The organism is Streptomyces sp. NPDC008121 (assembly GCF_042957155.1).
Classification (GTDB): domain Bacteria; phylum Actinomycetota; class Actinomycetes; order Streptomycetales; family Streptomycetaceae; genus Streptomyces.
Window position 1 is genome coordinate 1,151,443 of sequence record NZ_JBIBHT010000001.1, and the last position, 26,847, is coordinate 1,178,289.

The following is a 26,847-nucleotide window of genomic DNA, read 5'->3' on the forward strand; positions in this document are numbered from 1 at the left end:
GCTCGCGCCCCATGACCTTTCCTGGCACACGTCTGCGCAGGGCGGCGGCCGTCCTCGGAGCGGCCGGTCTGCTGACCACCGCGCTGGTGGCGGCGGGACCGGCCGTCGCCGAACCGGCCCCCGCCCCGCGCCCCGGCTCCCCCGCTCTCGGTTCCGCCGCGCACTCCGTCACGGCGGGGGCCACCGTCGTCCCCGTCCAGAGCACCGGTCCGGCCGCCGAGCGGTTCAACCTGGTGGTCATGGGCGACGGCTACACGGCGGAGGAGAAGGGCGAGTTCCGGGCGGACGTCGACAAGCACCTGAGCGTCCTGTGGAGCATCGAACCCTTCGCCTCCTACCGCTCGTACGTCAACGTCTGGGCGGTGGAGGTCCCTTCGCCCGAGTCCGGCGTCGACTGCGACCCGGGCCTCGACGCACCGGCCCGGGACACCCCGCTGGACATGGGCTTCTGGGGCGGCTGCGACCCGGGGAGCGTCCAGCGGCTCCTGACGGTCGACAGCGGCCGGGCCGCCGCGCTCGCCGATCTCGTCCCCGGCACCAGCGCCGCCAACCGGCAGATCGTGGCGCTCGCGAACAGCGACACCTATGGCGGCGCGGGCGGCAGCTACGCCACCGCGTCGGGCGGCAACGCCCTCTCCTCCCTCATCACACCGCACGAGATCGGCCATTCGCTCGGCGGCCTCCAGGACGAGTACGACTACTACGCCCGGGGCGTCCCCGGCGGCGCCTACTCCGGTCCGGAGCCCGCCTCGGCGCACCACACCCTGCTGACCGAGCGGGAGATGCGGGAGAAGCGCGCCAAGTGGTGGCGCTGGCTGGGCGAGGAGAGCGAGTCGGGCGGGATCGTCGGCCGGTACGAAGGCGGCCTCTACACCACCCAGGGGGTCGGCCGGCCGAGCAGGCATTCCCTGATGAAGACGCTCGGCTACGCCTTCGACCAGGTGGAGCGGGAGGTGATGGTCCAGGCGATCTCGGCGAAGGTGAACCTGATCCAGGACCACACGCCGAACACCGCGCCGCTCGGGGACGACCGGACGGTGTGGGTGGAGACCCTGCACCCGGTGGGGGGCGCCCTCGACGTGGTGTGGCGGCTGGACGGGCGGCCCCTGCGCACCGGCGGCGCCCGCTCGCTGGACCTGCGCGCGCTCCGCCTGGCTCCGGGGACGCACGCGCTGACGGCGACGGTGAGCGACCCGACCCCGTTCGTCCGCGACCCCGCGATCCGGGCGTCGGCCGCCCTGACCCGGAGCGTCGGCTGGACCGTGGACACCGCGCTCACCACGCCCCGGGACGCCACGAAGCCCGCGTTCACCGGACATACCCCGACGGCCTCCCCGGTCGGGGCGCGGTCGGTGGTCCACGCCGACACGACCCGTCCGGCGCACCGCACCCCCGCCGTGCGATGGGCCCTCGACGGGCGGCCCGTCGCCACCCCGGGCAACGACCGCGATCTCGACCTGGGAGCGCTGCGGCTCTCCCCCGGGACGCACACGCTGACGGCCCGCATCCCCGGCACGCCCGCCGCGTTGCGGTGGACGGTGGACGCCCGTCCCGCCACCGCGTCGTACGCGCTCTCGCCCCCGCTGCGCACGGTGCGTCGCCCCGGCCGGCCGGTGGAGTACGTCTACGACGGGGAGTTCACGATGGGTCTGTCCGCCCGCGACGACCGGCAGGGCGCGGTGGTCAGCCAGTTCCGGGTGGACGGCGACGGCTGGTACACGTACTACGGCTGGCCGACGGACGCCGACGGGCCGTTCCGCTTCTCACCCGGCGGTACCGTCGTCGACGGTCTCGTCTACGGCAAGCTCGGCCGGAGCCGGGCGGTGCCGTGGGACGACGCGACGCACGACTACGGCACGCACAGGGTGGAGTACCGCACGATCGACGCGGCGGGGAACATCGCACCGGCGCGGACGTTCCTCGTCACCCTGGTGCAGCCGGGCGGCGGACAGGGCTGACGGCGCCGCCGCCCGGAATCGCCCATACGCCGAAGCCCGCGGGCCGTTACGGCCCGCGGGCTTCGGCCCGGCGTACGGTCAGAGCTTGCGGGCGACGCCGGCCCAGCCCGGGATCGGGTCGTCCCCGAGCACGGGGACCGGCTCGCCCAGCTCCGGGTGCCATGCGGCGGTCAGGGAGACGCCGGGCTCGACCAGCTCCATCCCGTCGAAGAACGCGGCCAGTTCGTCGCGCGAGCGCGGCCGCAGGGTCAGCCCCCGCGCCTTGTACATCCCGACGGCTCTCGCCGCGCCCTCGGGGTCGAAGTCGCCGGTGACATGGGAGAGGACGAGATAGCTGCCCGGGGCCAGCTTCTCGACGATCTTGCCGACGAGGTCGTAGGCGCCGTCCTCGTCCCCGACGAAGTGCAGCAGGGCCAGCATCGACAGGGCGATGGGCTGGTCGAAATCAAGGACCTTTCCGGCCCTTTCGAGGATGACCTCGGGCTCCCGGGCGTCCGCCTGGATGTACTCGGTGGCCCCTTCGGGCGTCGAGCGCAGCAACGCGGCCGCGTGGGCGAGGACGATCGGGTCGTTGTCGCAGTAGACGATCCGGGACTCCGGCGCGACCTCCTGGGCGATCTGGTGCAGGTTGGGCTCGGTCGGGATGCCGGTCCCGATGTCCAGGTACTGGCGGACGCCTTCGGCGCCGAGCCAGCGGATGGCGCGGTGCATGAAGGCCCGGTTGACCCGGGCCATGTCCCGGCCGCGGGCGTCGACGGTGAGGAGCTGGCGGGCCATCTCCTCGTCGACCGGGTAGTTGTCCTTGCCGCCCAGGAACCAGTCGTACATCCGCGCCGGATGCGGCTTGCTCGTGTCGATCCGTACGGCTGCGGGGTCCTGGGTCATCGGCGCTCCTGGTCGGCGGAGAGGAACTGTGGTCAGTGGAGCAAGAGTTACGCGACGGTAGGGGTGTGATGGAAGGGGTCAGGTCAACAGAAAGTCGGCTTGACCTGATTTCGCCCCCTGAATGAAGGCAGCGATCTCTCCGTGCGTGTAGATGAGCGCGGGTCCCTCAGGGTCTGCGGACTGTCGCACGGCGACTCTGCCGTCGGCCAGCTTCATGGCCTCCACGCAGTTGCCCCCGTTCCCGCCGCTCCACGGCTTGTGCCATCCCTCGGCACCGAGATCCGCGGCGGGCATGCCGTTGTATATGCGATCCATTCACAGCTCCTCGCGGAGATCCCGGAGGATCTCCTTCGTACGTTGTGCAGTCGCGGCCTGGGCCGCCATGCGGTCCATGACCTCGAGATGGGAAGCCACCTCCGGGCGCGCATCGAGATAGACCGCGCCGGTCAGGTACTCGCTGTAGACCATGTCCGGGAGTTCGGGCATGGCGAAGCGGAAGAGGACGAACGGTCCGTAGGTGCCGGGGTGGTGGCCGGACGCGAACTCCGCGATCTGCAGGGTGACGTTCGGCAGCTCGGACGCTTCGAGCAGCCGGTCGAGCTGGTCGCGCATCACCTGGGGCCCGTCGCCGACCGGTCGGCGGAGCACCGTCTCGTCCATGATGACCCAGAACTTCGGGGCGTCGTCCCTGGTCAACAGGGACTGCCGCTCCATCCTCAGGGCCACGTGACGTTCGATGTCCTCGGCATTGCTGCCGCCCACCGCCCCGCTGCGCAGAATGGCACGGGCGTACGACTCGGTCTGGAGCAGACCGGGGATGAACTGTGGTTCATAGGCCCGGATGAGGCTCGCGGCCCCTTCCAGGCTGACGTACATGGAGAACCAGCCGGGCAGCACGTCGTGGAACCGCTGCCACCAGCCGGGGAGATTGGCCTCCTCGGCGAGGGCGATGAACCCCTCCGCCTCGGATTCCGTGATGCCGTACGCCTTCAGCAGCAGCTGGACGTACGGGATCTTCAGCGCGACTTCCGCGGTCTCCATCCGCCGGATGGTGGCCGGGGCGACCCGGAGGACCTTGGCCGCCTCTTCCCGCTTCAGGCCGGCCCGCTCGCGCAGGTCCTGCAGTCGCTTGCCGAGAACGACCTGTCCCACCGTGGGGGCGGACCGCGGCTCGCTCACTCTCAGACCTCCCCGACGCGCTGTTGGGACCGAGTGTGCCATGAAGACGGCCAGAGAGAACACAGCACTCTGCAATTTTCAGAGTGCCACTTGCCAAGTGTCCGCTTCGGGAGCAGAGTGTTCCGGTGAACCAGTACGCGCTGCTGCCGCGCGCCGCCACGGTGGGGGCGACGTACGGCACTGCTTACCCACTGTTGTGAGGAACCGGTCGTGGCTTCTGGTAACGCGCTCCCCTCAGGCCTTCTGCGCCCCCGCGTCACGACCCAGCGCCCACGGACCGACACCCCTCGCACGGACGCCTCGCACACGGCCACCCCTCCCCTGGGCTCCTCGGGCTCGCACGACATCCGCCGTTTCGCCTTCGAGCTTCCTGCCCGCACCGTGGCCGTGGCACGCGCCCGCAGACTGGCGGAAGAGCGCCTCATCCTCTGGGGCTGCGATCCGGAGATACGCGACACGGTCACGCTCATCGTCTCCGAGCTGGTCACCAACGCCGTCGTGCACACCGCGAGCAGCCGGGTCGTCTGCGAACTGCGCGAGGGCGAGGCGCGGTTGCGCATAGCGGTACGGGACGAGGGCGGGGCCGCCGATCCGCGGATACGCGACTGCGGCGAGGAGGAGCGCGGCCGGGGGCTCGTCCTGGTGGACGCCCTGTGCAACGCGTGGGGCGCGGACAGCACCGGGCACGGGACGGCCAGAATCGTCTGGGCGGAGCTGGCCCACGGCACGGGGCAGCCGTGCTGAGGTCGATGGCGACGCTGCTGACGCCGCGAGCCCGCCGCTCCCCGGACGCCGGTTCGACCCGGTTGGTGGTTCCCCCGCAGCTGCGTACGACGCTGGGCTGCGACGCCGTGGGCGTCCCGGCCCGCTACGGTTTCCGGGTGCTCTCCCGGCTGCCCGCGAAGGGCTGTGTGTACGCGGACACCGACTGGTGGTGGTGGCTGGTGCCGGCCGGTTCCGACCTGGATCTCCGGTGGCCGATGCCGGCCTGTTACGCCCCGGGCGCCGAGATCCCCGACCGCGGTCCGCGGCTGATCCACCATCCCGACGGCACCTCGCCGTACACCCCGCCGATCCCCCTCTATCTGCTCGCCTGCCAGCTGACGGGCACCGCGCCCTCCTGGCCGCCGCCGGGCGGGCCGGCCGACGGCGTAGTGTCGGCACATGTTCTCCCCCCAGGGCCCGACAGCCCGTGAGCTGATGGTGCAGGCGCTCTCCTCGGTGGAGCGCGGCTACGACCTGCTGGCGACGTCCTTCGACGAGACTCCGTTCCGCACCTCGGACCGGCTGCTGGCCGCGGTGAGCGACACGCTCCGACCCCTGGGCCCCTTCGGGACCGGCCTCGACGTGTGCTGCGGCACGGGCGCCGGCCTCTCCGTCCTCGGGTCGGTGTGCGCGAAGGGGATCACCGGGGTCGACTTCAGCGCGGGGATGCTGGCCGAGGCCCGCCGCGCCCATCCGGAGGCGGCCCTGGTGCGCGCGAACGCGCTGGCGCTGCCGTTCGCCGGGGCCTTCGACCTGGCGGTCAGCTTCGGCGCCTTCGGTCACTTCCTCCCCCGCGAGCAGCGGCCGCTCTTCGCCCAGGTCCACGCGGCCCTCCGGCCGGGCGGCACGTTCGCCTTCCCGCTGCCGGCCCCGCCGCGCGTCGGCTCGCTGCCGTACTGGACGCTGCTCGGCTTCGACGGGGTGATGCGGGTGCGCAACGCGGTGCGGCGGCCGCCGTTCGTCATGTACTACCGCACGTTCCGCCTGGCGGACGTCCGCGCGAACCTGGAGCGGACGGGCTTCTCGGTGGACCTGCTGCCGATGGAGTCCCTGGGCCGCCGGCCGGACGGGAGCCCGCACTGCCGCCTGGTGGTGGCCCGCCGGGCCTAGGTGCTGGAACCACGGAGCCTTCCGGGCAACGAAAAGTGCCGGTCGAGAGTGATCTCAACCGGCACTTTCGTGTGGTGTCCGAGGGGGGACTTGAACCCCCACGCCCGATAAAGGGCACTAGCACCTCAAGCTAGCGCGTCTGCCATTCCGCCACCCGGACCAGGTGTCTGTCGCTCCGGGGTGTTCCCCGCGGCGACATGGATAACTCTACCAGGGGTTCGGGGTGCGTTTCACCGGCATTTCCCGTGGTCAGTGACGTGCGGGGGCCCGCAGGCCCCCGCCCGGGCGGCGGATGGGGCGGTGCTTGTACGAGCCGTCACGGGGCACGTACGCGGCGTAGCGCCCTCGCGGACGGCGGAGTCAGCGCTCGCCGCCGAAGGCCGCGTCGAAAGAGGCGGACGGGGGATCGAAGTCGTATCGCCTGAGGACCGAGAGGGCCTCGGGGGCGCCGGTCAGCCGGTCCATGCCGGCGTCCTCCCACTCCACCGAGATCGGACCGGCGTAGCCGATCGAGCGGAGCATGCGGAAGACGTCCTCCCACGGCACGTCGCCGTGCCCGGCGGAGACGAAGTCCCAGCCGCGCCGTGGATCGCCCCAAGGCAGGTGCGAGCCGAGCCGGCCGTTGCGGCCGTCGAGCCGGCGCCGGGCCTCCTTGCAGTCGACGTGGTAGATCCGGTCGCGGAAGTCCCAGAGGAACCCGACCGGATCCAGGTCCTGCCAGACGAAATGGCTCGGGTCGAAGTTCAGGCCGAACGCCGGACGGCGGTCGACCGCCTCCAGGGCGCGCTGGGTGGTCCAGTAGTCGTACGCGATCTCGCTGGGGTGGACCTCGTGCGCGAAGCGGACGCCCTCGGCGTCGAAGACGTCCAGGATGGGGTTCCAGCGGTCCGCGAAGTCCTCGAAGCCGCGCTCGATCATCCGTTCCGGGACCGGGGGGAACATCGCGACCAGGTGCCAGATCGACGAGCCGGTGAAGCCGACGACGGTGTCGACGCCCAGGGCCGCCGCGGCCCGCGCGGTGTCGGCGAGTTCGCGGGCGGCCCGGCGCCGTACCCCTTCCGGTTCGCCGTCCCCCCAGATCCGGGCGGGGACGATCGCCTGGTGCCGTTCGTCGATCGGGTGGTCGCAGACGGCCTGGCCGACCAGATGGTTCGAGACGGCCCAGCACGTCAGCCCGTACTTCTCCAGGAGCGCGCGCCGCCCCTTGACGTACGACGGGTCGGCGAGCGCCTTGTCGACCTCGAAGTGGTCGCCCCAGCAGGCGAGTTCGAGGCCGTCGTAGCCGAAGTCGCGGGCGAGCCGGCAGACCTCCTCCAGGGGCAGATCGGCCCACTGGCCGGTGAAGAGGGTGAAGGGACGGGGCACGGCACGGCCTCCTTTACGTCGGTACGGGGGTGTAGACGGCGTTCTTGCCCGCGCTCTCCTCCACGGCGGCCAGGACCCGCTGGACCTGGAGCCCGTCGGCGAAGGACGGGGCCGGGGAGGCGCCGGAGGCGATGGCGAGGACCAGGTCGCGGGCCTGGTGGACGAAGGTGTGTTCGTAGCCGAGTACGTGTCCGGGCGGCCACCAGCCCTCCAGGTACGGGTGGCCGGGCTCGGTCACGAGGATGCGGCGGAAGCCGGCGGTGCCTGCCGGCTCGGTGTGGTCGTGGAAGGACAGTTCGTTGAGCCGCTCCAGGTCGAAGGCGAGGGATCCCTTCTCCCCGTTGATCTCCAGGCGCAGGGCGTTCTTCCGGCCCGCCGCCACCCGGGTCGCCTCGAAGGAGGCGAGCGCTCCGGAGGCGAGCCGCCCGGTGAACAGCGCCGCGTCGTCCACCGTCACCGCGCCGTACGCGCCGGCGCCGGGGCCCCGGGACAGACCGGCCGCCGCCACGGCGGGCAGGGGGCGTTCCCGGACGAAGGTCTCGGTGAGCGCCGACACCCCCACCAGCGGCTCCCCCGCCAGGTACTGCGCGAGGTCGACGGCGTGCGCCCCGAGGTCCCCCAGCGCCCCCGAGCCCGCGTGCTCCCGCTCCAGGCGCCAGGTCAGCGGGAAGGCGGGGTCGACCAGCCAGTCCTGGAGATAGGTGACCCGTACGTGCCGCAGCGCGCCGAGCCTGCCGTCCGCGATCAGCCGGCGGGCGTACGACAGGGCGGGCACCCGGCGGTAGTTGAAGCCGACCATGGCGACCTGGCCGCGGGCGGCCGCCGCGTCGGCGGCGGCCACCATGGCCTCGGCCTCGGCGACCGAGTTGGCGAGCGGCTTCTCGCACAGGACGTGCTTGCCCGCCTCCAGGGCGGCGACGGCGATCTCCGCGTGGCTGTCGCCCGGGGTGCACACGTCCACGAGCTGCACGTCGTCGCGGGCGACGAGGGCCCGCCAGTCGGTCTCGGCCGCCGCCCAGCCGTGCCGGTCGGCGGCGGCCCGGACGGCCGCCGCGTCACGGCCGGCGACGGCGGCGAGGACGGGGCGCAGCGGCAGGTCGAAGGCGCGGCCCGCGGTGCGCCAGCCCTGCGAGTGGGCGGCTCCCATGAAGGCGTACCCGACCATCCCGACGCCGAGGGGCGGCGGCGCGGCCCCGTTCTCCGGCTGTTCCATACGGTTCCTCCGTCTCGTGGTGCGCCGCACGGCGTGCGGTGTGCGGCGCGCGGTGTCGGTGTGCGGCGCGGGCCCGGTCAGTTGAAGCCGGTGGGCAGGTACTCGTCGACGTTGTCCTTGGTGACGACGGCGGAGTAGAGGGTGAGGGAGGCGGGGATCTCCAGCTCCGACAGGCCCCCGACGCCCTTCTTCTGGCCGAGGGCGCGGGCCAGGTCGATGGCGGAGGCGGCCATGGTCGGCGGGTAGAGGACGGTCGCCTTGAGGACGCTGTCGTCGGCCTTGATGGCGTCCATGGCGGACTTGGCGCCGGCGCCGCCGACCATGAGGAAGTCCTTGCGGCCGGCCTGGGCGATGGCGCGCAGCGCGCCCACGCCCTGGTCGTCGTCGTGGTTCCAGAGCGCGTCGAAGGAGCTCTGCGCCTGGAGGAGCTGGGCCATCTTGGCCTGCCCGGACTCGACCGTGAAGTCGGCGGCCTGACGCGCCACCTTGCGGATGTTGGGGTAGTTCTTGAGGGCGTCGTCGAAGCCCTGGGTGCGCTGCCGGGTCAGCTCCAGGCTGTCCATGCCGGCCAGTTCGATGACGGTGGCGTCCGGCTTGCCCTTGAGCTTCTCACCGATGTAGCGGCCGGCGTTGAGGCCCATGCCGTAGTTGTCGCCGCCGATCCAGCAGCGGTACGCCTGCGGGGAGGCGAAGACCCGGTCCAGGTTGACGACGGGGATGCCGGCCTTCATGGCCTGGAGGCCGACCTGGGTGAGCGCCTTGCCGTCGGCGGGGAGGATGACCAGGACGTCGACCTTCTTGTTGATCAGGGTCTGGATCTGGCCGATCTGGGCGGCGGTGTCGTTGGAGCCTTCGGTGATCTCCAAGGTGACGTCGGCGTACGTCTTCGCCCGGTTCTTGGCGTTCTGGTTGATGGCGTTGAGCCAGCCGTGGTCGGCCTGGGGACCGGCGAAGCCGATCGTGACGGGGGTGCCGGGCTTGTCGTCGGCGGCGGGGGCGTTGCTCGCGGCCGGTGCCTGGCTCTTGGGCTCGTTGCTGGTGCAGGCGGTGAGCAGGGCGCCGGCGGAGACGGCGGCGGTGCCGAACAGCAGTCCTCTGCGGCTGGTTTCTGGCATGGCGAGGGATCCCTTCGGGGGTGAGGGGGGATACGGGGTTCGGGGTGCGGGGGCAGCGGCGGGGAGGCCGGGGCGGTGGGTCAGGGTTCGCCGTGGCGCAGGGTGCGGTGCTGGACCAGGACGGCGGCGACGATGATCGCGCCCTTGGCGATCTGCTGGACGTCGCTCTGGAGATTGTTGAGCGCGAAGATGTTGGTGATCGTCGTGAAGACGAGGACGCCGAGGACGGAGCCGACGATGGTGCCGCGCCCGCCGGTGAGCAGGGTGCCGCCGATGATCGCGGCGGCGATGGCGTCGAGTTCGTAGAGGTTGCCGTTGGTGTTCTGGCCCGAGCCGGACAGGACGATCAGGAGGAAGGCTGCGATGCCGCAGCACAGCCCGGAGAGCAGGTAGAGGTAGAGCCGCTGGCGGCGGACGTCGATGCCGGCGAGGCGGGCGGCCTCGGCGTTGCCCCCGACGGCGACCGTGCGGCGTCCGAAGGTGGTGCGGTTGAGGAGCAGCCACCCGGCGGCCGTGACCGCGGCGAAGACGAGGACCAGCGGTGGGACGCCGAGGACGTAGGCGTCGGGGATGCCGAGGTCGAGGACGGAGTCGACGGTGACGATCTGGGTGCGGCCGTCGGTGATCTGCAGGGCGAGGCCGCGGGCGGAGGCGAGCATCGCCAGGGTGGCGATGAACGGCACCAGGCGGCCGTAGGCGATGAGGAGACCGTTCACCAGGCCGCAACCGGTGCCGACGACGACGGCGGTGAAGAGGATGCCGGCGAAACCGTACTCCTGGGTGGCGAGCGTGGTCGCCCAGACGGAGGCGAGGGCGACGATGGCGCCCACCGAGAGGTCGATGCCGCCGCTGGTGATGACGAAGGTCATGCCGACCGTGACGACGCCGATCACCGAGGCCTGGGTGAGGACGAGTTGGAGGTTGGAGGTGGCGAGGAACTCGTCGGGCCTGGTGAGGCCGCCGACCGCGATCAGTACGGCGAGGACCCCGAGCAGGGAGAGGGTGCGGACATCGGCCCGGAGGCCGGGCTCGCGGCCGGCGCCCTCCTGCGCGGGCACGGGCGTCTTGGCGGTGGACAGCGTCATGCCGTCGGGCTCCCTTCCATCACGAGGTCGAGTACGCGGTGTTCGTCGAGGTCACCGGCGGGCGCCGTGTGGACGACCCGGCCCTCCCGCAGGACGAGGACCCGGTCGGCGAGGCCGAGCACCTCCGGCACCTCGCTCGACACGAGGAGGACGGCGAGACCGTCGTCGGCGAGCCGGCGGATGACGGCGTACAGCTCGGCGCGGGCTCCGACGTCGACGCCCCGGGTGGGTTCGTCGAGCAGCAGGACCCGGCAGCCGCGCAGCAGCCATCGGGCCAGGACGGCCTTCTGCTGGTTTCCGCCGGAGAGGGTGCGGACCGGGGCGTCGGGGTTGTCGGGCCTGAGGGAGAGCTCGCGGGTGGCGGTGCGGGCGGCGGAGCGTTCGGCGGCGCGGTCGATCCAGCCGGCGCGCGAGAAGCGGGCGAGCGAGGAGACGGAGACGTTGCGGGTGACGGACTCCAGCAGGAGCAGGCCCTGCGCCTTGCGTTCCTCCGGGGCGAGGCCGAGCCCGGCGCGGACGGCGGCGCGCACGCTGCCCGGGCGCAGCGGACGGCCGTCGACGAGGACCCGGCCGGCGGTGGGCCGGCGGGCGCCGTAGATCGTCTCCAGGATCTCGGAGCGGCCGGAGCCGACGAGTCCGGCGAGGCCCACGATCTCGCCGGGCCGCAGGTCGAGGTCGAGGGGCGCGAACTCGCCGGCGCGGGCGAGGCCCCGGACCTGGAGGACGGGTGCGCCGGCCGGCGGCCCGGCCGGTCGGGCGGGGAAGACGTACTCGACGTTCCGGCCGGTCATCAGCGCCACGACCTCCCGGGTGGGGGTGGATCCGGCGGGCAGACCGCCGGCCACGGCCCGGCCGTCCTTGAGGACGGTGACGCGGTCGCCGATGCGGCGGATCTCCTCCAGGCGGTGGGAGATGTAGACGACGGCGACGCCCTCGGTGGTGAGGTCGGCGACGATGCGGAAGAGGTTCTCGACCTCGTCGGGGTCGAGGGCGGCCGACGGCTCGTCCATCACGATGAGCCGGACGTCATGGGAGAGCGCACGGGCCATGGAGACGATCTGCCGCTGGGCGGCGGAGAGTTCGCCTACGAGCCGGGCAGGGTCGATCTCCGGGTGGCCGAGCCGCCGCAGCAGCCCGGCGACGGTGGCGCGGGCGGCGCGGGCGCGGACGACGAAGCCGGCGGTGGTGGGTTCGTGGCCGAGGTGGACGTTCTCGGCGACGGAGAGCCCTTCGACCAGGTCGAGTTCCTGGTAGATGGTGGCGATGCCCAGGCGCATGGCAGCGGCCGGAGAACGGAGGTGGACGGGTTCGCCGCGCCAGGTGATCCGTCCGCCGTCGGGCTGGTGGGCGCCGGCGAGGACCTTGATGAGGGTGGACTTGCCCGCGCCGTTCTGGCCGAGGAGGCAGTGGACCTCTCCGGCGGCGACCTCCAGGTCGACGCCGTCCAGGGCCCGGACGCCGGGGAAGGACTTGGTGATGCCGGACATGGTGAGCAGCGGTGGTGGAGGCGGGGGCGGTGAGGGCGGGTGCGGTGCCATGGCGAAGTTCCCCTCGGCGGACGCGGGTTGCGCCTGAGCGGGTGGGAGGTGACGGGGTGCGGGCGGGAGGTACGGGGGTGGCTGAGGTGACGGGATACGCGAGGTACGCGAGGTGACGGGGTACGGCGGGCGGGTGCGGCGGGCAGGTGCGGCGCCGGTGGCGGTTCTACGCCGGGGAGAAGAGGTGGTCGCTGATGAGGCGGGCCGCGCCGGTCACTCCGGCGGCGGGGCCCAGCTCGCCCAGCACGATGGGGAGGTTGCCGGTGGCCAGGGGCAGGGACCGGCGGTAGACCTGGGTGCGGATGCTGGCGAGGAGGGTGTGACCGATGCCGGTGACCCCGCCCCCGATCACCACCAGACCGGGGTTGAAGAAGCTGACGAGTCCGGCGATGACCTGACCCACCCGGTCGCCGCCCGCCCGGATGAGGTCGAGCGCGGTGGCGTCTCCGGCCGCGGCCGCCGCGGCGACGTCCACGGCGGTGAGCCGGCCGGCGGCCGCAAGGCGGACGGAGAGCTCCTCCGACCTGCCCGCGTGCGCCGCCTCCTCGGCGTCGCGGGCGAGGGCGGCGCCGCTGAAGTGCGCTTCCAGGCAGCCCTTGTTGCCGCACGCGCACGGGCGGCCGTCCGGTTCGACCTGGATGTGCCCGATGTCGCCCGCGCTGCCCGTCGTACCGCGGTGGACCTGGCCGCCGACGACGATGCCGCAGCCGATGCCCGTCCCGATCTTGACGCAGAGGAAGTCGGCGACCGACCGGGCGACGCCCGCGTGCTGCTCCCCCATCGCCATCAGGTTCACGTCGTTGTCGACCATGACGGGGCAGCCGAGTTCCTGGCTGAGCGCCTCCCGGACGGGGAAACCGTCCCAGCCGGGCATGATCGGCGGCGCGACCGGAACGCCCTCGGGGAAGCGGACGGGGCCGGGGACGCCGATGCCGGCGCCGTCGAAGCCCTCGGCGAGCCCCGAGGCGCGGAGTTTCGCCGCCATCGCCAGGGCCTGCTCGAAGACGGCGACGGGGCCCTCGCGGACGTCCATCGGGTGGTTGAGGTGCCCGAGGACCTCCAACTCGGCGTTGGTGACGGCCACGTCGATCGAGGTCGCGCCGATGTCGATGCCGAGGAAGCGCAGTCCGGGGGCGAGCCGGATGTTGTGCGAACGGCGTCCGCCGCGCGAGGCGGCGAGGCCGTCGGCTACGACGAGGCCGGTGTCGAGGAGCCGGTCCACCTCGACGGCGAGCTTGGAACGGGAGAGGTCGACCCGGTCGCCCAACTGAGCGCGGGAGTGGGGGCCTCCGTCGCGCAGCAGCCGGAGCAGTCGCGCCTGGTGCGCGTTGGCGGGTCGTGCCGTCATGCGTCTCACGCGCCCCTCCCGAGTCGAAACCGTCGGCGTGCGTCGCGCCGTACGCGGCGCTGTGCGTCGCGCTTTCGAGGGGAACGTAGCAGCGGCGTCCTGGGGTGGGAAGAAGTTGCGCAGCAACCGGTACGACTTTTTCCCGACTGAGGACAAAGAGAGATCTCGAGGCTTCGGTCTGCCGCCGAGCGGGCTCCCGGTGCGGATCAGCGCACGGCGACCAGACGGGCCGAGACGACGACGTTGCCGTCGTACCCCTTCTCCGGGGAGAAGCTCCCGCCGCAGGTGATCAGGCGCAGCTCGGGGTGTCCGGTGGCGCGGTAGATCCGGGTGGCCGGGAAGTTCTCCTTCGGGACGGTCTCGACGCCGTACACGGAGAAGACGGCGGTCCTGCCGTCCGCGCGGGTGATCTCGATCCTGCGCTCCCGGGTGAGCGAGCCGAGTTCGAAGAAGACGGCCTTGCCGTCCGGGGTGTCGACATGGCCGACGAGGACGGCGGTGCCCTGTGCGCCCGGGGTGACGGAGCCGGTGAACCAGCCGACGAGGTTCTTCTCGTACGCCGGCGGGGTCGCGATCCACCGCCCGGCGTCCAGGCCGACGTCCGTGACGGGCGCGTCGATGCGGGCGGCGGGGACGCGCAGCCGCTCGGGGGGCGAGGCGGGCAGGGGCGCCGGGGCCCGTACGGGGGTGGCGGCCGCGACGTGGCCGTGGGCCGCGGCGGGGAGGGGCCGGGGCGGGCCGCCGGCGCGGTACTCCGCCGTGCCCGCCCGTACGAGATGGACGCCGACGAGCAGGACGACGACCACGACGCCCCAGGCGCCGCGCGTGCCCGGGCCCGCCCCCGGCGCCGGACCGCTGATTCCCCGCACGACCGCTCTTTTCCCTGTTCCGTGTTCCGTGCCCGTGTTCCGGCTCTGGCTTCTCGGGTGGTCTCCGCTCCGGGACCGGCGGAGGGGGCGCCCCTCCGCCGCGGGCCTCGTCACCCCGGGCGGAGGGGCCGTTTCGGGGTCCCGACGTCCCCGCTCAGGCGGGTCCGTCGGCGCGGCGGCGGCGGAGCGTCAGCCAGGCGGCTCCGCCGAGGGCGCCCGCGATCAGCACGCCGCCGGCGACCACCTCGGCGGTGTCGAGCCGGCCGTCGGCGCCGCCGAAACCGGCCCGGACACCGTGGTCCGCGGCGGCGCCGGCGGGATGGGATCCGGTGGAGCCGGAGGGATGGGCTCCGGCGACCTGGCCGCCGGTGGATCCGCCCTGCGTGGGGTGACCGCCGGTCGCCTGACCGGCGGGGACGTGCCCTCCGGCCGTCGGCGCCTCGGGGGCCGGAACGTCGAGGGCCGGATCGTCCGGGGCCGGGGCGTCAGGCGTCGGGGCGTCCGGGGCCGAGGTGTCCGGCGTCGGCCCGCCGGCCGTGTGCCCGCCGGTCGTGGGGCCGCCGGCCGGAGCTGCGATGGTCAGGGAGGTCGTCCCCCGTTCGCCCTCGCAGTCGAAGGTGACGTCGTACGCCGCACCGACCTTGGCCTCCGCGTCGACCGTGGCGGTGCCGGTGCGGCCCTCGTCCAGCGTGACGGTGTCGAAGACGCCGGACTCGGCGGTCACGAACGGGACCTCGCACCCCTCGGAGGTGAGGGTGACGGTGCCGCCCGGCGCCACGGTCGAGGGCGTGACGGCGAAGGCGAAGGACGTGATGTCGTTCCCGGTGCCCTCGTCGGCGAGGGCCGCGACCGCGCCGAGCGGGACGGCCAGCGTCACGAGCAGGGCGGCGGAAGCGACATGTACGGCGCGCACGGCGGCCTCCCGGTCACGCGAGGGGCGCCTACGGACGGATTCCGTGTGCGGCGCGGGACGACCCTCACCCCGATCGAAGCTAGATGCGCCCCCGGCACCCCGCCACCGGGCTCCGCCGAACGGGAGCGGGACTCCGCCGGTTGCCACACCGGCCGGCCACACCCCCTACGGGACGCGGACGATCTGCCCGGCGTACGAGAGGTTCCCGCCGAAGCCGAAGAGCAGGGCGCGCGAGCCGGAGGGCAGCTCACCGCGCTCGACCAGCTTGGCGAGGGCGAGCGGGATGGAGGCGGCCGAGGTGTTGCCGGAGTCGACGACATCGCGGGCGACGACCGCGTTGACGGCGCCGATCTTGGCGGCGAGCGGCTCGATGATCCGCAGGTTGGCCTGGTGGAGGACCACCCCGGCGAGGTCCTCGGGCGTGATGCCCGACCGCTCGCAGACCTCGCGGGCGAGCGCGGGCAGCCGCTGGGTCGCCCAGCGGTAGACGGACTGGCCCTCCTGGGCGAAGCGGGGCGGGGTGCCCTCGATCCGGACGGCGTTCCCCATCTCGGGGACCGAGCCCCAGAGCACCGGTCCGATGCCCGGCTCCTGGTCGTCGTCCGTGGCCTCGACCACGGCCGCCCCGGCGCCGTCGCCGACGAGGACGCAGGTGGTGCGGTCGGTCCAGTCCGCGACCTCGGTCATCTTGTCGGCGCCGATGACCAGCGCCCGGCGGGCCGCCCCCGCCCGCAGGGCGTGGTCGGCGGTGGCGAGCGCGTGGGTGAAGCCGGCGCACACGACGTTGAGGTCCATGGTGGCGGGCGACCCCATGCCGAGCCGGGCGGCCACCCGGGCGGCGGTGTTGGGCGACCGGTCGATCGCCGTGGAGGTGGCGACGAGGACCAGGTCGATGTCGGCGGGGCCCAGCCCGGCGGCGGCCAGGGCCTTGCCGGCGGCGTGGGCGGCCAGCTCGTCCACCGGTTCCTCGGGGCCGGCGATGTGGCGGGTCCTGATGCCGACCCGGCTGCTGATCCAGGCGTCGCTGGTGTCGACCAGCGCGGCCAGGTCGTCGTTGGTCAGTACCTTGGCGGGCTGGTAGTGCCCGAGCGCGGCGATTCGAGTGCCCGTCATGCCCGGGACCCCCTTGGGTTCGAGTGGTGCGTGGTGCGTGGTGCGAGCAGGAACCACCCAGTCTTGCCAGCGACTGATGGGTAACAGGACACGTAAACCACCAATAATCGCCCGTACCTGTTGGGAGACCGTGACAACGGGGCCGGTCGGGGCCGGTGGGGCGAGGAGGGACGGAAGGGGCGGCTTCTGCCCCGTGTGACCGCCGTCCGGGCGGGCCGCGACCTCACCGTGCGGCGTGCAGGACAATGAGACCGTCGAGGTCACCACCTCGTCGCGCGACGACCCGGCGGCCGGCGGCTACCTCCGCGGCGAGGGCCGGTGCGGTTCTCCGATCACGCACAGAATGGGTGGGGCCATCATGGGACGGGTCACCGAGCGACGGCGCGTCATCCGGATCCGCGCGGGGGCCGTGACCACGCGCCCCGACACGCTGGTGGCCGAGGAGCCGCTGGAGATCCGTCTCGACGGCAGGCCGCTCGCCATCACCATGCGCACCCCGGGAGACGACTTCGCCCTGGCGGCCGGGTTCCTCGTGAGCGAGGGGGTGCTCGGCGCCGCCTCGGACGTACGGAACATCGTGTACTGCGCGGGAGCCACGGAGGACGGCGGCAACACGTACAACGTGGTGGACGTGCGGCTGGCTCCCGGTGTCACCCTCCCGGACATCACCCTGGAGCGGAACGTGTACACCACGTCGTCGTGCGGGCTGTGCGGCAAGGCCAGCCTGGACGCCGTGCGGACCACCACCCGCTACCCGATCGCCGACTCTCCCCCGGTCCGGGTCACGCCCGAGCTGCTCGCCGGCCTCCCCGACCGGCTGCGGGCCGCGCAGCGGGTCTTCGACCGGACCGGCGGTCTGCATGCGGCGGCGCTCTTCACCGAGGACGGGGAGCTGCTGGACGTACGGGAGGACGTGGGGCGCCACAACGCGGTCGACAAGCTGATCGGCCGCGCGCTGCGGGAGGACAGGCTGCCGCTGGACCGGGCCGTGCTGCTGGTGTCGGGCCGGGCCTCGTTCGAGCTGGCGCAGAAGGCGGTGATGGCGGGGATCCCGGTCCTCGCGGCGGTATCGGCACCGTCCTCGCTGGCCGTGGACCTGGCGGCCGAGACGGGGCTGACGCTGGTCGGCTTCCTGCGCGGCCCGGACATGAACGTGTACGCGGGTGAGCACCGGATAGCCCTCGGGGCCGAGGCTCCCCGGGGCTGACCGGCAGAGCGGGGCCCGCCGCGGGGGTCCCGTGGCCGCACCGGCGGAACGGCGACCCGGCGGCCCCGAGCGCAAAGACCCGGCGGCCCCCCGGCACGGAGACCCGGCGGAACGGCGGAACGGCGGAACGGACATCCGGCCCCCGAGCGCAAAGACCCGGCGACCGAGGGAGCGGCGGCCCGGCGGTGGGCGCACCCCCCTCGTGCCGCCCCCGCCCCCGGACCCGTCCCCTCCGGGCGTCAGTTCTTCGGGGGCTCGATCATCTGGAGGGTGAGGGTGGCCGGAGGGTCGGCGACTCCGGGGCCGCCCGCCGCCGTCCAGGCGAGGATGTCGTCGAGGCAGTCGTCGTCGGCGGTCCAGCCGATCCAGGCGGCCCCCGGCCGCCCCGGCGGCGGCCCTCGGTGGAGGGCTGGACCACGACCACGTTGGCCTGTGCGCACGGGCCCAGACAGTCGCTGGTACGGACGATCAGCCGGCCGCCGGAGGCCGCGGCGGCCTCGCGCAGCCGGGCGAGCTGGCCGGCGTGGTCGGTGCCGGGGTGCTTGCGGGCGTCGCCGCAGCAGCAGCCCCGGCAGACGACCAGGGAGCAGGGGCGGGCGCCGTAACGTATCGGGACCCGGTTCACGCGGGTCCGTCCAGGGTGATGTCCGCGGCCGGGGCGACCGTGCCGAGGCGGGGGAAGTCGAGGGTGACGGAGGCGCGGTGCTCCTCCGCCGTGAAGGCGGTCATGACGTCCTCGGCGAAGACGACGTCGTAGCCGAGGTCGCAGGCGGCGCGGGCGGTCGACTCGACGCCGAGGTTGGTGGCGATGCCGCCGAAGACCAGCGTGGTGACGGAACGCGCGGCCAGGAGCTCGTGGAGCCCGGTCCCGTGGAAGCCGCCGATCGTGCGCTTCACGACCACGGCGTCGGCGTCGTGGACGGGCGCGGGGACGAGGTCGCTGCCGGGCGGCTGGGTGTCGATGTTCGGCCGTTCCACCCGGATGTGGACGACGGGGGCGCCGGCGGCGCGGAAGGTCGTGGCGAGCCGGGTCGCGGCGGCGACGACGTCCGTTCCGGGACGGGGGGCGAGGGGCAGCGCGACGATGCGTTCCATCAGGTCGACGAGAACGAGTGCGGTGCGGCCGGGATCGAGTGCGGGCATGGGAGCACCGTAACCGTCCCGTTGATCTTCACGGGCGGGGTGTGGATGTGATCTCGCCACGCCGGGGAACATCCCGGGACGGTGCGACCGTGCGAGGGTCCGGGCCGTCGGCGGGCTCCGGCTCGGGGTCGCGGGAGCGGCGCTTGGCGATCACGGCACAGACCATCAGCTGCATCTGGTGGAAGAGCATCAGCGGCAGCACCGCGAGCGAGGCGTGGGCGCCGAACAGCACGCCCGCCATCGGCAGTCCGGCCGCCAGGCTCTTCTTCGAGCCGGCGAACTGGATCGCGATCCGGTCCTCGCGCCCGAAACCGAGCCGCTTCGCGCCGTACCAACTGACCGCGAGCATCACCGCGAGCAGCACGGCCTCCACGGCGAGCAGCAGCCCGAGCCGCGCCGGGGTGACCTGGTGCCAGATCCCGGCGACCATGCCCAGGCTGAAGGCGGTGTAGACGACGAGGAGGATCGAGCCCCGGTCGACGTGGCCGAGGCCCTTCTTGTGCCGGACCAGGAAGCCGCCGACCCAGGGGCGCAGCAGCCGCCCGGCCAGGAACGGGACGAGCAGCTGGAAGACGATCTTCAGGAGCGAGTCGGCCGAGAGACCGCCCGTGGTGCCGCCCAGCAGCGCGGCGGCGAGCAGCGGGGTCAGCACGATGCCGGCCAGCGAGGAGAAGGAGCCCGCGCAGATCGCGGCCGGCACGTTCCCGCGCGCGATCGAGGTGAAGGCGATCGAGGACTGGATGGTGGAGGGGACCAGGCAGAGGAAGAGGAACCCGCTGTACAGCTCGGGCGGGAGCACCGTCGGCACCAGGCCACGGGCGGCCAGGCCGAGGAGCGGGAAGGCGACGAAGGTGCAGGCCAGGACGGTGACGTGGAGCCGCCAGTGCCGGAGTCCTTCGAGGGCCTCGCCGGTGGAGAGCCGGGCGCCGTAGAGGAAGAAGAGGAGGGCGATCGCCGCCGTGGACGCGCCGTTCGCGAGGACGGCCGCCGTGCCGGAGGCCGGGAGCAGAACCGCGAGACCGACCGTACCGAGCAGCGCCAGGACGTACGGGTCGATCGGCGGCCGGGACGGCAGAAGGGTCGTACGACGGCTCATGGGCTCCACTGCTCTCGGACACGGTGCGTGCCCTGCCATCCTGACCCCTCCCCCTTTGATCGGGAATCCCGTACAGCGCTCTGACTGTCATCACGTTCCGCGATAGCCGCGCCGCCGCGCGCTAGCCTCGTCGCGTGTACGACCCCTCGCAGCTGCGCACCTTCCTCGCGGTCGCCCAGACGCTGAGCTTCACGCAGGCCGCGCGGCGGCTCGGGCTGCGGCAGTCGACCGTCAGCCAGCACGTGCGACGCCTCGAGGAGGCGACCGGGCGTCCGCTCTTCACCCGGGACACGCACAGCGTGGAGCTGACGGAGGACGGCGAGGCGATGCTCGGCTTCGCGCGGACGATCCTGCAGGCGCACGAGCGGGCGTCGGCGTTCTTCACCGGGACGCGGCTGCGCGGGCGGTTGCGCTTCGGGGCCTCTGAGGACTTCGTGGTGACCCGGCTGCCGGAGATCCTCCAGTCGTTCCGGAGCGAGCACCCCGAGGTGGACCTGGAGCTGACGGTCGAGCTGTCGGGAACCCTGAACGCCCGGCTGGAGGCAGGACGGCTCGATCTGATCCTCGCCAAGCGGCGCGCGGACGAGACCGGCGGCGAGCTGGTGTGGCAGGACGCGCTGATCTGGATCGGCTCGCCCCAGCTGCGCCTGGACCCGGACCGGCCGGTTCCGTTGATCGTCTTCCCGCCGCCGGGCATCACCCGGGCGCGGGCGCTGGAGGCCCTGGAGGCGCAGGGGAGGGCGTGGCGGATCGCGTGTACGAGTTCGAGCCTGAGCGGCAACATCGCGGCGGCGCGGGCCGGGCTCGGGGTGATGGCGCACACGCGGGGCCTGGTGCCGCCGGGGCTGAGCCGGGTGCCCGCGCGGGCCGGGCTGCCGGAGCTGGGCGAGGTCGACTTCGTCCTGCGCAAGGGGCGGCGGGGCGGGGCGACCCAGCGGGCGGCGGACGCCCTGGCCGCGGCGATCCTCGCGGGCGGCGACCGGCTGCACCGCCCGCACTGAGGGCCGGGGCGGGCGATCGGCCGCGAGCCCGCGCCGGAGGCCGGGGGCGGCGGCGGGCGGCGCCCGCGTCCGGAGCGGGGCGGTGAGGCCGCGCGCCCGCGTCGGGAGCGGGGCGGTGATCGGCCGGTACAGATTCCGTGGAGATTCGCTCCCCAGCTGCTTACCGGCGAGTCAGTAACGACCGGCGCCGCTCCGCCACTTGTCCTTCCTCCCCGCGCTGACCTGTGCGTATGCACAATGTCCCGACTTCGTGAAGGCCCTCCCGCCGGGCAGGCCCGTGGGGTACCGTCACCCGCGCCGTACGGAGCGCGACAACGAGCGGTCGAGGAGCAGGTCTTTGCGCGAGTTCACCGTGCCGCCCGTCGAGGCGGCGCCTCAGGTCGGCGGTCTGGCGGACGCCGTGTTCGACCACGCCCTGGAGGCGCCGGACCGGGTCGTGCTCGGCCGCAAGGACGCCGGGGGCGTGTGGCGGGAGGTGTCCTCCGCGCAGTTCCGCGACGAGGTGCTGGCCCTCGCCAAGGGGCTGATCGCGCACGGCGTGCGGTTCGGTGACCGGGTCGCGATCATGGCCAGGACCCGTTACGAATGGACGCTCTTCGACTTCGCGCTCTGGACGCTCGGCGTGCAGTCGGTGCCGATCTACCCCACCTCCTCGGCGGAGCAGGTCTACTGGATGCTGCACGACGCCGAGGTGACGGCGTGCGTGGTGGAGCACGAGGACCACGCGATGACCATCGGCTCGGTCATCGACCGGCTCCCCCGGATGCAGCGGCTGTGGCAGCTGGACGCGGGCCGTGGCGCGGTCGCCGAACTGATGGAGGCGGGCGCCGGGATCGACGAGGACGTCGTCCACCGGCACCGGCGGGCGGTGACCCCCGACTCGGTCGCCACGATCATCTACACCTCCGGCACGACGGGCCGCCCCAAGGGGTGCGTGATCACGCACTCCAACTTCATGTTCGAGACGGACATGCTGGTGGGCCGCTGGGAGCCGGTGTTCCACTCGAAGCCGGGCGACGAGGCCTCGACGCTGCTCTTCCTGCCGCTCGCCCACGTCTTCGGTCGGATGGTGGAGGTGGCGGCGGTCCGCAGCGGAGTGAAGCTGGGCCACCAGCCGGCCCTCACGGCCTCGGAGCTCCTGCCCGATCTGGCCGCGTTCCGGCCGACGTTCATCCTGGCCGTGCCGTACGTCTTCGAGAAGGTCTTCCACGCGGCCCGCCGCAAGGCGGAGGCCGACGGGAAGGCGGGCCCCTTCGACAAGGCCGTGGAGGTGGCGGTCAAGTACGCCGAGGCGATGGAGCACCGGGCGTTCGGGCTCGGGCCCGGGCCCTCGGCGGCGCTGCGGGTGCAGCACCAGTTCTTCGAGAAGGTCGTGTACGGGAAGGTCCGCGAGGCCATGGGCGGGCGGGTCCGGCACGCGATGTCGGGCGGGTCGGGGATGGACCGGCGGCTCGGGCTGTTCTTCGAGGGCGCGGGAGTGACGGTCTTCGAGGGGTACGGCCTGACGGAGTCCTCGGCGGCGGCCACGGCGAACCCGCCCGAGCGCGTGAAGTACGGGACGGTCGGGCAGCCGGTCCCCGGGACGACCGTGCACATCGCCGAGGACGGTGAGGTCTGGCTGCACGGGGGGCAGGTCTTCTCGGGGTACCTCAACGACCCGCGCGCCACCGCCGCCGTGCTCGACAACGGCTGGCTGGCCACCGGGGACCTGGGCATGCTCGACGAGGAGGGCTATCTGACGATCACCGGACGGAAGAAGGAGATCCTGGTGACCTCCAACGGCAAGAGCGTGTCGCCGGCCGGTCTGGAGGAGCGGATCCGGTCGCATCCGCTGATCGCCCAGTGCATCGTCGTGGGCAACGACCGCCCCTACATCGCCGCGCTGGTGACCCTCGACCAGGAGGCGGTGGAGCACTGGCTGGCGATGCAGGGGCGGATGCCACTGCCCGCGGCCGATCTGGTGCGGGACCCGAGCCTGGAGGCGGAGATCCGGCGGGCGGTGGTCTCGGCCAACACCCTCGTCTCGCAGCCGGAGTCGGTACGGACGTTCCGGATCCTGGCCCACCCCTTCAGCGAGGAGCACGGCCTGCTCACCCCGTCGCTGAAGCTCAAGCGGAAGGCGATCGAGAAGGTGTACGCGACGGAGGTCGAGGCGCTGTACGGCTGACCGGCACCGGGCCGCCCCGGGCCCGGGGGATCCGCCGGGCGTAGCCGATCCCGTCGTCCGGGAGGCGTATCTCGGCGCGACCGGTGGTATCCGGAAGGGCGGGGCGAGCGGCACGGCGGAATGCGATCCGCCGCCCGATCGTTGACCCTGGGAGTACCACCCGACGACGTTAGGATCGACCCCTCGTGAGCACGGACAACAAGGTCCTTTCCCTCACCCTGAACAACGGCGTGCGGATGCCGCAGCTCGGCTTCGGCGTCTGGCAGGTGCCGGACGACGAGGCGGCGCAGGCGGTGACCACGGCCCTGGAGGCCGGCTACCGCTCCATCGACACGGCCGCGATCTACGAGAACGAGACGGGCACGGGCCGGGCCGTCACCGGCTCGGGGATCCCGCGCGACGAGCTCTTCGTCACGACGAAGCTGTGGAACACCGAGCAGGGGTACGACTCGACCCTGCGCGCCTTCGACGCCTCGCTCGACCGGCTGGGCCTGGACTACGTCGACCTGTACCTGATCCACTGGCCGGTGCCGGCCAAGGACGCGTACGTCGACACGTACCGGGCGTTCGAGAAGATCCACGCCGACGGCCGCGCCAAGGCCATCGGCGTGTCGAACTTCCTCCCCGAGCACCTGGAGCGGCTGATCGGCGAGACGTCGATCGTCCCGGCCGTCAACCAGATCGAACTCCACCCCCACCTGCAGCAGCAGGAGTCCCGCAAGGCGCACGCCGACCACGGCATCGCGACCGAGGCGTGGTCGCCGCTGGGGCAGGGCAAGGGGCTCCTGGAGGTTCCGGCGATCGTCGCGATCGCCCAGAAGCACGGCCGCACCCCCGCCCAGGTGGTGCTGCGCTGGCACCTCCAGACCGGCAACGTGGTCATCCCGAAGTCGGTGACCCCGGACCGCATCCGGGAGAACATCGACGTCTTCGGCTTCGAGCTGGACGACGAGGACATGGGCGCGATCGCCGTCCTCGACGAGAGCCGCCGCCTCGGCCCGGACCCGGCGGAGTTCAACGCCGGCGCCTGAGCCCCAGGGGTTCCTGTCGATCAGACCCCGGCGAGATCGGCACGACCCTTCGGCACCGCGTCCGCGGCGCCGCACGACCGCCCTCCGGCCGGAGGATGCATCCCCGGCCGGAGGGCGGTCGTGTGCGGCGGTAGGGCGGTCGTTCGCGGTGGTCAGGCGACGGTGAGGACGATCTTGCCGCGGGTGCGGCCCGACTCGCCCAGCTCGTGCGCCTTCGCCGCCTCCGCCAGGGGGAGGACCGTGTCGACCTCGGGCCGCAGCCGTCCCGACTCGACCAGTTCGGCCAGGCCGAGGAGCCCGGCGTAGTCCGGCTCGACGAGGGTGAAGCCGGTGCGGATGTCCCGCTCGGGCGCCGGGACGGCGTCCGGGGACGGCAGGGTCACCAGCGTGCCGCCGTCGCGGAGCACCGGAAGCGAACGGGTGCCGTAGTCGCCGCCGAAGCAGTCGAGGACGACGTCCACGTCCCGTACGGTCTCGGCGAAGTCGGTCGTCGTGTAGTCGACGGGCTCGTCGACGCCGAGCGAGCGCAGGAAGTCGTGCTTGGCCGCGCTCGCCGTGCCGAGGACGTACGCCCCGCGGGCCTTGGCGATCTGGACGGCGAGGTGGCCGACGCCGCCCGCCGCCGCGTGGACGAGGACCCGCTGGCCGGGCCGCAGCGCGGCCGTCTCCACGAGGGCCTGCCAGGCGGTGAGGCCGGCGAGCGGGAGCGCCGCGGCCTCGACGTGCGAGAGGGAGGCGGGCTTGCGGGCGAAGTGACGGGCCGGGGCGGCGACGTACTCGGCGTACCCGCCGGCCTGCCGCGGGAACTCCGGCATGCCGAAGACCTCGTCGCCGGGGGCGTAGAGCGTGACACCGAGGCCGACGGCCTCCACGACGCCGGAGACGTCGTAGCCGAGGACGGGGGTCTCGTCCCACATGCCGAAGCCGCCGGTGGCGCGGGACTTCCAGTCGATCGGGTTGAGGCCGGCCGCGTGGACCCGGACCAGGATCTCAGTGGGGCCGGGCTCGGGGCGGGCGACGCGGGTCTCGGTGAGGACCTCGGGGCCGCCCCATTCGGTGGCGGTGACGGCGCGCATCGTGGTGGGGGCGGCGGCGGGGGCGGCGTTCATGAAGGGCTCTCCTGTGCGGTGTCCGGTGCGGTGTCGCGTGGTGAGCCTCCAGCGTCGGCGAGATTCCCGCCGCCCAGTACTGGCCAGAAGGCCATGATGTGACAGAATCTGGCCATGACCACCTGTCGGCCGTCGCCACCCGAGCACCGCGACCCCTCCCTGCCGCCGCCCCACCGGGTGGCGGTGCTCGCCCTGGACGGTGTGATCCCGTTCGAGCTGGGCATTCCCGCCCGGATCCTCGGCGCCCCGGCCGCCGTGGACGGCTCGTCCCTCTACGACGTGCGCGTCTGCTCCCTCGACGGCGCGCCGGTCCGCACCTCGGACGGCTTCTCGATCGTCCCCGAGCACGGGCCGGAGGAGCTGGCGCTGGCCGACACCCTCGTCGTGCCGCCCACCTACGAACTGCGCGCGCTCGCCGAGGACGGCTCGCTCCGTGACCGGCTGGCGGAGACCCTGGGGCGGGTGCGCCCCGGCACCCGGATCGTCTCCATCTGCACGGGTGCGTACGCCCTGGCGTCGGTCGGCCTGCTCGACGGGCGCCGTGCCACCACCCACTGGTGGGAGGCCGCGCACTTCCGGTCCCTCTTCCCGGACGTGCTGCTCGACGAGGACGTGCTGTTCGTGGACGACGGGGACATCCTGACGTCGGCGGGGGTCGCGGCCGGGGTCGACCTCTGTCTGCACCTGGTCCGCAAGGACCACGGCAGCGCGATGGCCAATCTCGTCGCCCGCCGCTGCGTCGTCCCGCCGTGGCGGGACGGCGGCCAGGCGCAGTACATCGAGCGTCCGGTCCCCGAGCCGACGGCCGCCACCACCGCGCCCACCCGCGCCTGGGCCCTGGAGCGGCTCGACCGGCCGCTGACCCTGAACGAGCTGGCGGGGCACGCGCGGATGAGCGTACGGACCTTCACGCGCCGCTTCCGCGACGAGGCGGGGACCACGCCCGGGCAGTGGCTCACCGCCCAACGCCTCGAGCTGGCCAAGCAGTTGCTGGAGACCAGCGATCTGCCGGTGGACCACATCGCGGACCGGGCCGGGTTCGGCAGCGGCAACTCCCTTCGGCAGCACATGCGCAGCGCCGTCGGGGTCTCCCCTGCGACCTACCGGCGCACCTTCCACCTGGCCACGTCGAACAAGGGGTAGAGAGTGAGCGGATCGCCCGCACCGGTCGAGGAGGGTCTCTACCGGGTGAGGAACGTGGCCAGCGGACTGCTGCTGGAGGTGTACGGAGGGTCGAACCGCAGCGGCGCCAACGTCCAGCAGGGCAAGGAGAGCGGCACACCCGGCCAGCACTGGCACATCACGCCGGTCCCGAACGGCGGCGGCCTCCATCACCTGGTCAACGCGGCCGGCGGCAAGCGGCTCGACGTGGCGAACGCCTCGACCGAGAACGGCGCCAACGTCCAGCTGTGGAAGGCGAACAACTTCGGCGCCCAGGAGTGGATCATCGAGCAGGACCTCCAGACGCCGGGCACGGTCGCGCTGGTGAGCTTCGTCAGCGGGCTGCTCCTGGAGGTCGAGGACGGCTCGATGGACGACGGCGGGAACGTCCGGCAGTGGGAGGACACGGACTCCCCCTCCCAGTGGTGGCGGCTGGAGCCGGTGTCCTGAGCCCGCGCGCCGAGCCCGCCCCGGAC

General features: G+C 73.1%; 25 protein-coding genes, 1 tRNA gene and 1 pseudogene. 10 read left to right on the plus strand and 17 right to left on the minus strand.

What is annotated here, in order from left to right; all coding sequences use genetic code 11:
• Nucleotides 1-11 precede the first annotated feature (11 nt).
• Nucleotides 12-1,958, plus strand: a complete 1,947-nt coding sequence (locus tag ACFZBD_RS04885) for a M64 family metallopeptidase (protein ID WP_391135356.1) — start codon at nt 12-14, stop codon at nt 1,956-1,958.
• Between the two features lie 78 nt (nt 1,959-2,036).
• On the opposite strand, the gene ACFZBD_RS04890 is transcribed toward ACFZBD_RS04885, so the two are convergent.
• The 3 genes from ACFZBD_RS04890 to ACFZBD_RS04900 form a co-directional block, all read right to left on the minus strand.
• Nucleotides 2,037-2,843 (minus strand): SAM-dependent methyltransferase, encoded by an 807-nt coding sequence (locus ACFZBD_RS04890; protein ID WP_391135359.1) that lies wholly within the window; start codon nt 2,841-2,843, stop codon nt 2,037-2,039.
• Between the two features lie 78 nt (nt 2,844-2,921).
• Nucleotides 2,922-3,158, minus strand: a complete 237-nt coding sequence (locus ACFZBD_RS04895) for a DUF397 domain-containing protein (RefSeq protein ID WP_137992288.1) — start codon at nt 3,156-3,158, stop codon at nt 2,922-2,924.
• On the minus strand, nt 3,159-4,022 hold the full coding sequence (locus tag ACFZBD_RS04900; RefSeq protein WP_391135362.1) for a Scr1 family TA system antitoxin-like transcriptional regulator: 864 nt from the start codon (nt 4,020-4,022) through the stop codon (nt 3,159-3,161).
• 210 nt (nt 4,023-4,232) lie between these two features.
• Here ACFZBD_RS04900 and ACFZBD_RS04905 point away from each other — a divergent pair, with 210 nt between their 5' ends.
• Genes ACFZBD_RS04905 through ACFZBD_RS04915 form a run of 3 tightly spaced genes read left to right on the plus strand, consistent with a single transcriptional unit; the run spans nt 4,233 to nt 5,897 of the window.
• On the plus strand, nt 4,233-4,766 hold the full coding sequence (locus ACFZBD_RS04905) for an ATP-binding protein (protein ID WP_391135365.1): 534 nt from the start codon (nt 4,233-4,235) through the stop codon (nt 4,764-4,766).
• A 5-nt stretch (nt 4,767-4,771) separates the two neighbouring features.
• A complete protein-coding gene (locus ACFZBD_RS04910; protein WP_391135368.1) occupies nt 4,772-5,218 on the plus strand; it encodes a hypothetical protein in 447 nt (148 codons plus the stop codon).
• Nucleotides 5,187-5,897 (plus strand): methyltransferase domain-containing protein, encoded by a 711-nt coding sequence (locus ACFZBD_RS04915; RefSeq protein ID WP_391135371.1) that lies wholly within the window; start codon nt 5,187-5,189, stop codon nt 5,895-5,897. Before ACFZBD_RS04910 ends, ACFZBD_RS04915 begins: the two co-directional genes overlap by 32 nt.
• A gap of 72 nt (nt 5,898-5,969) precedes the next feature.
• On the opposite strand, the gene ACFZBD_RS04920 is transcribed toward ACFZBD_RS04915, so the two are convergent.
• From ACFZBD_RS04920 to ACFZBD_RS04965, 10 genes are all read right to left on the minus strand, one after another.
• Nucleotides 5,970-6,057, minus strand: a tRNA-Leu gene (locus ACFZBD_RS04920).
• Nucleotides 6,058-6,257: 200 nt separating this feature from the next.
• Entirely contained in the window at nt 6,258-7,262 is a 1,005-nt protein-coding gene (locus tag ACFZBD_RS04925) for a TIM barrel protein (protein WP_391135374.1), read from the minus strand.
• 13 nt (nt 7,263-7,275) lie between these two features.
• Nucleotides 7,276-8,475, minus strand: a complete 1,200-nt coding sequence (locus ACFZBD_RS04930; RefSeq protein ID WP_391135377.1) for a Gfo/Idh/MocA family oxidoreductase — start codon at nt 8,473-8,475, stop codon at nt 7,276-7,278.
• A 77-nt stretch (nt 8,476-8,552) separates the two neighbouring features.
• Entirely contained in the window at nt 8,553-9,590 is a 1,038-nt protein-coding gene (locus ACFZBD_RS04935; protein WP_391135380.1) for a substrate-binding domain-containing protein, read from the minus strand.
• Between the two features lie 80 nt (nt 9,591-9,670).
• Complete coding sequence (locus ACFZBD_RS04940) at nt 9,671-10,675, minus strand: ABC transporter permease (RefSeq protein ID WP_391135383.1); 1,005 nt, start codon at nt 10,673-10,675, stop codon at nt 9,671-9,673.
• Entirely contained in the window at nt 10,672-12,213 is a 1,542-nt protein-coding gene (locus ACFZBD_RS04945) for an ATP-binding cassette domain-containing protein (RefSeq protein WP_391135386.1), read from the minus strand. Before ACFZBD_RS04945 ends, ACFZBD_RS04940 begins: the two co-directional genes overlap by 4 nt.
• Before the next feature lie 166 nt (nt 12,214-12,379).
• Nucleotides 12,380-13,561, minus strand: coding sequence for an ROK family protein (locus ACFZBD_RS04950; protein ID WP_391135389.1), 1,182 nt, complete (start codon nt 13,559-13,561; stop codon nt 12,380-12,382).
• 206 nt (nt 13,562-13,767) lie between these two features.
• Complete coding sequence (locus ACFZBD_RS04955) at nt 13,768-14,430, minus strand: class F sortase (protein WP_391135392.1); 663 nt, start codon at nt 14,428-14,430, stop codon at nt 13,768-13,770.
• Between the two features lie 154 nt (nt 14,431-14,584).
• On the minus strand, nt 14,585-15,343 hold the full coding sequence (locus ACFZBD_RS04960; RefSeq protein ID WP_391135395.1) for a hypothetical protein: 759 nt from the start codon (nt 15,341-15,343) through the stop codon (nt 14,585-14,587).
• Nucleotides 15,344-15,508: 165 nt separating this feature from the next.
• On the minus strand, nt 15,509-16,456 hold the full coding sequence (locus ACFZBD_RS04965; protein WP_391135399.1) for a beta-ketoacyl-ACP synthase 3: 948 nt from the start codon (nt 16,454-16,456) through the stop codon (nt 15,509-15,511).
• Nucleotides 16,457-16,814: 358 nt separating this feature from the next.
• On the opposite strand from ACFZBD_RS04965, the gene fdhD reads away from it, so the two are divergent.
• Complete coding sequence (gene fdhD / locus ACFZBD_RS04970; protein ID WP_391135966.1) at nt 16,815-17,663, plus strand: formate dehydrogenase accessory sulfurtransferase FdhD; 849 nt, start codon at nt 16,815-16,817, stop codon at nt 17,661-17,663.
• Nucleotides 17,664-17,902: 239 nt separating this feature from the next.
• On the opposite strand, the pseudogene ACFZBD_RS04975 reads toward fdhD, so the two are convergent.
• From ACFZBD_RS04975 to ACFZBD_RS04985, 3 genes and pseudogenes are all read right to left on the minus strand, one after another.
• Nucleotides 17,903-18,288, minus strand: a pseudogene (locus ACFZBD_RS04975) ((2Fe-2S) ferredoxin domain-containing protein).
• Nucleotides 18,285-18,806, minus strand: coding sequence for an isochorismatase family protein (locus ACFZBD_RS04980; RefSeq protein ID WP_391135402.1), 522 nt, complete (start codon nt 18,804-18,806; stop codon nt 18,285-18,287). The pseudogene ACFZBD_RS04975 and the gene ACFZBD_RS04980 overlap by 4 nt, the downstream one beginning before the upstream one ends.
• A gap of 28 nt (nt 18,807-18,834) precedes the next feature.
• The gene (locus ACFZBD_RS04985) at nt 18,835-19,902 is read right to left on the minus strand and encodes a bile acid:sodium symporter (protein ID WP_391135405.1); all 1,068 of its coding nucleotides are present in this window, start codon (nt 19,900-19,902) and stop codon (nt 18,835-18,837) included.
• Nucleotides 19,903-20,036: 134 nt separating this feature from the next.
• Between ACFZBD_RS04985 and ACFZBD_RS04990 the strand changes: the two genes are divergently transcribed.
• The 3 genes from ACFZBD_RS04990 (at nt 20,037) to ACFZBD_RS05000 (ending at nt 24,101) form a co-directional block, all read left to right on the plus strand.
• Complete coding sequence (locus tag ACFZBD_RS04990; RefSeq protein ID WP_391135407.1) at nt 20,037-20,903, plus strand: LysR substrate-binding domain-containing protein; 867 nt, start codon at nt 20,037-20,039, stop codon at nt 20,901-20,903.
• 337 nt (nt 20,904-21,240) lie between these two features.
• Nucleotides 21,241-23,070 carry an AMP-binding protein gene (locus ACFZBD_RS04995; RefSeq protein ID WP_391135410.1) on the plus strand — a complete coding sequence of 610 codons (1,830 nt, stop codon included), beginning with the start codon at nt 21,241-21,243 and terminating at the stop codon, nt 23,068-23,070.
• Nucleotides 23,071-23,306: 236 nt separating this feature from the next.
• Nucleotides 23,307-24,101 (plus strand): aldo/keto reductase, encoded by a 795-nt coding sequence (locus tag ACFZBD_RS05000; protein ID WP_391135969.1) that lies wholly within the window; start codon nt 23,307-23,309, stop codon nt 24,099-24,101.
• A gap of 152 nt (nt 24,102-24,253) precedes the next feature.
• Here ACFZBD_RS05000 and ACFZBD_RS05005 read toward each other — a convergent pair whose 3' ends face one another.
• Nucleotides 24,254-25,210 carry a zinc-binding dehydrogenase gene (locus tag ACFZBD_RS05005; protein ID WP_391135413.1) on the minus strand — a complete coding sequence of 319 codons (957 nt, stop codon included), beginning with the start codon at nt 25,208-25,210 and terminating at the stop codon, nt 24,254-24,256.
• A 114-nt stretch (nt 25,211-25,324) separates the two neighbouring features.
• Between ACFZBD_RS05005 and ACFZBD_RS05010 the strand changes: the two genes are divergently transcribed.
• Together ACFZBD_RS05010 and ACFZBD_RS05015 are read left to right on the plus strand one after the other, a co-directional pair.
• Nucleotides 25,325-26,353 carry a helix-turn-helix domain-containing protein gene (locus tag ACFZBD_RS05010; protein WP_391135416.1) on the plus strand — a complete coding sequence of 343 codons (1,029 nt, stop codon included), beginning with the start codon at nt 25,325-25,327 and terminating at the stop codon, nt 26,351-26,353.
• A 3-nt stretch (nt 26,354-26,356) separates the two neighbouring features.
• Nucleotides 26,357-26,821: an RICIN domain-containing protein gene (locus ACFZBD_RS05015; RefSeq protein ID WP_391135419.1), complete on the plus strand. Its 465-nt coding sequence runs from the start codon at nt 26,357-26,359 to the stop codon at nt 26,819-26,821.
• Nucleotides 26,822-26,847 lie beyond the last annotated feature (26 nt).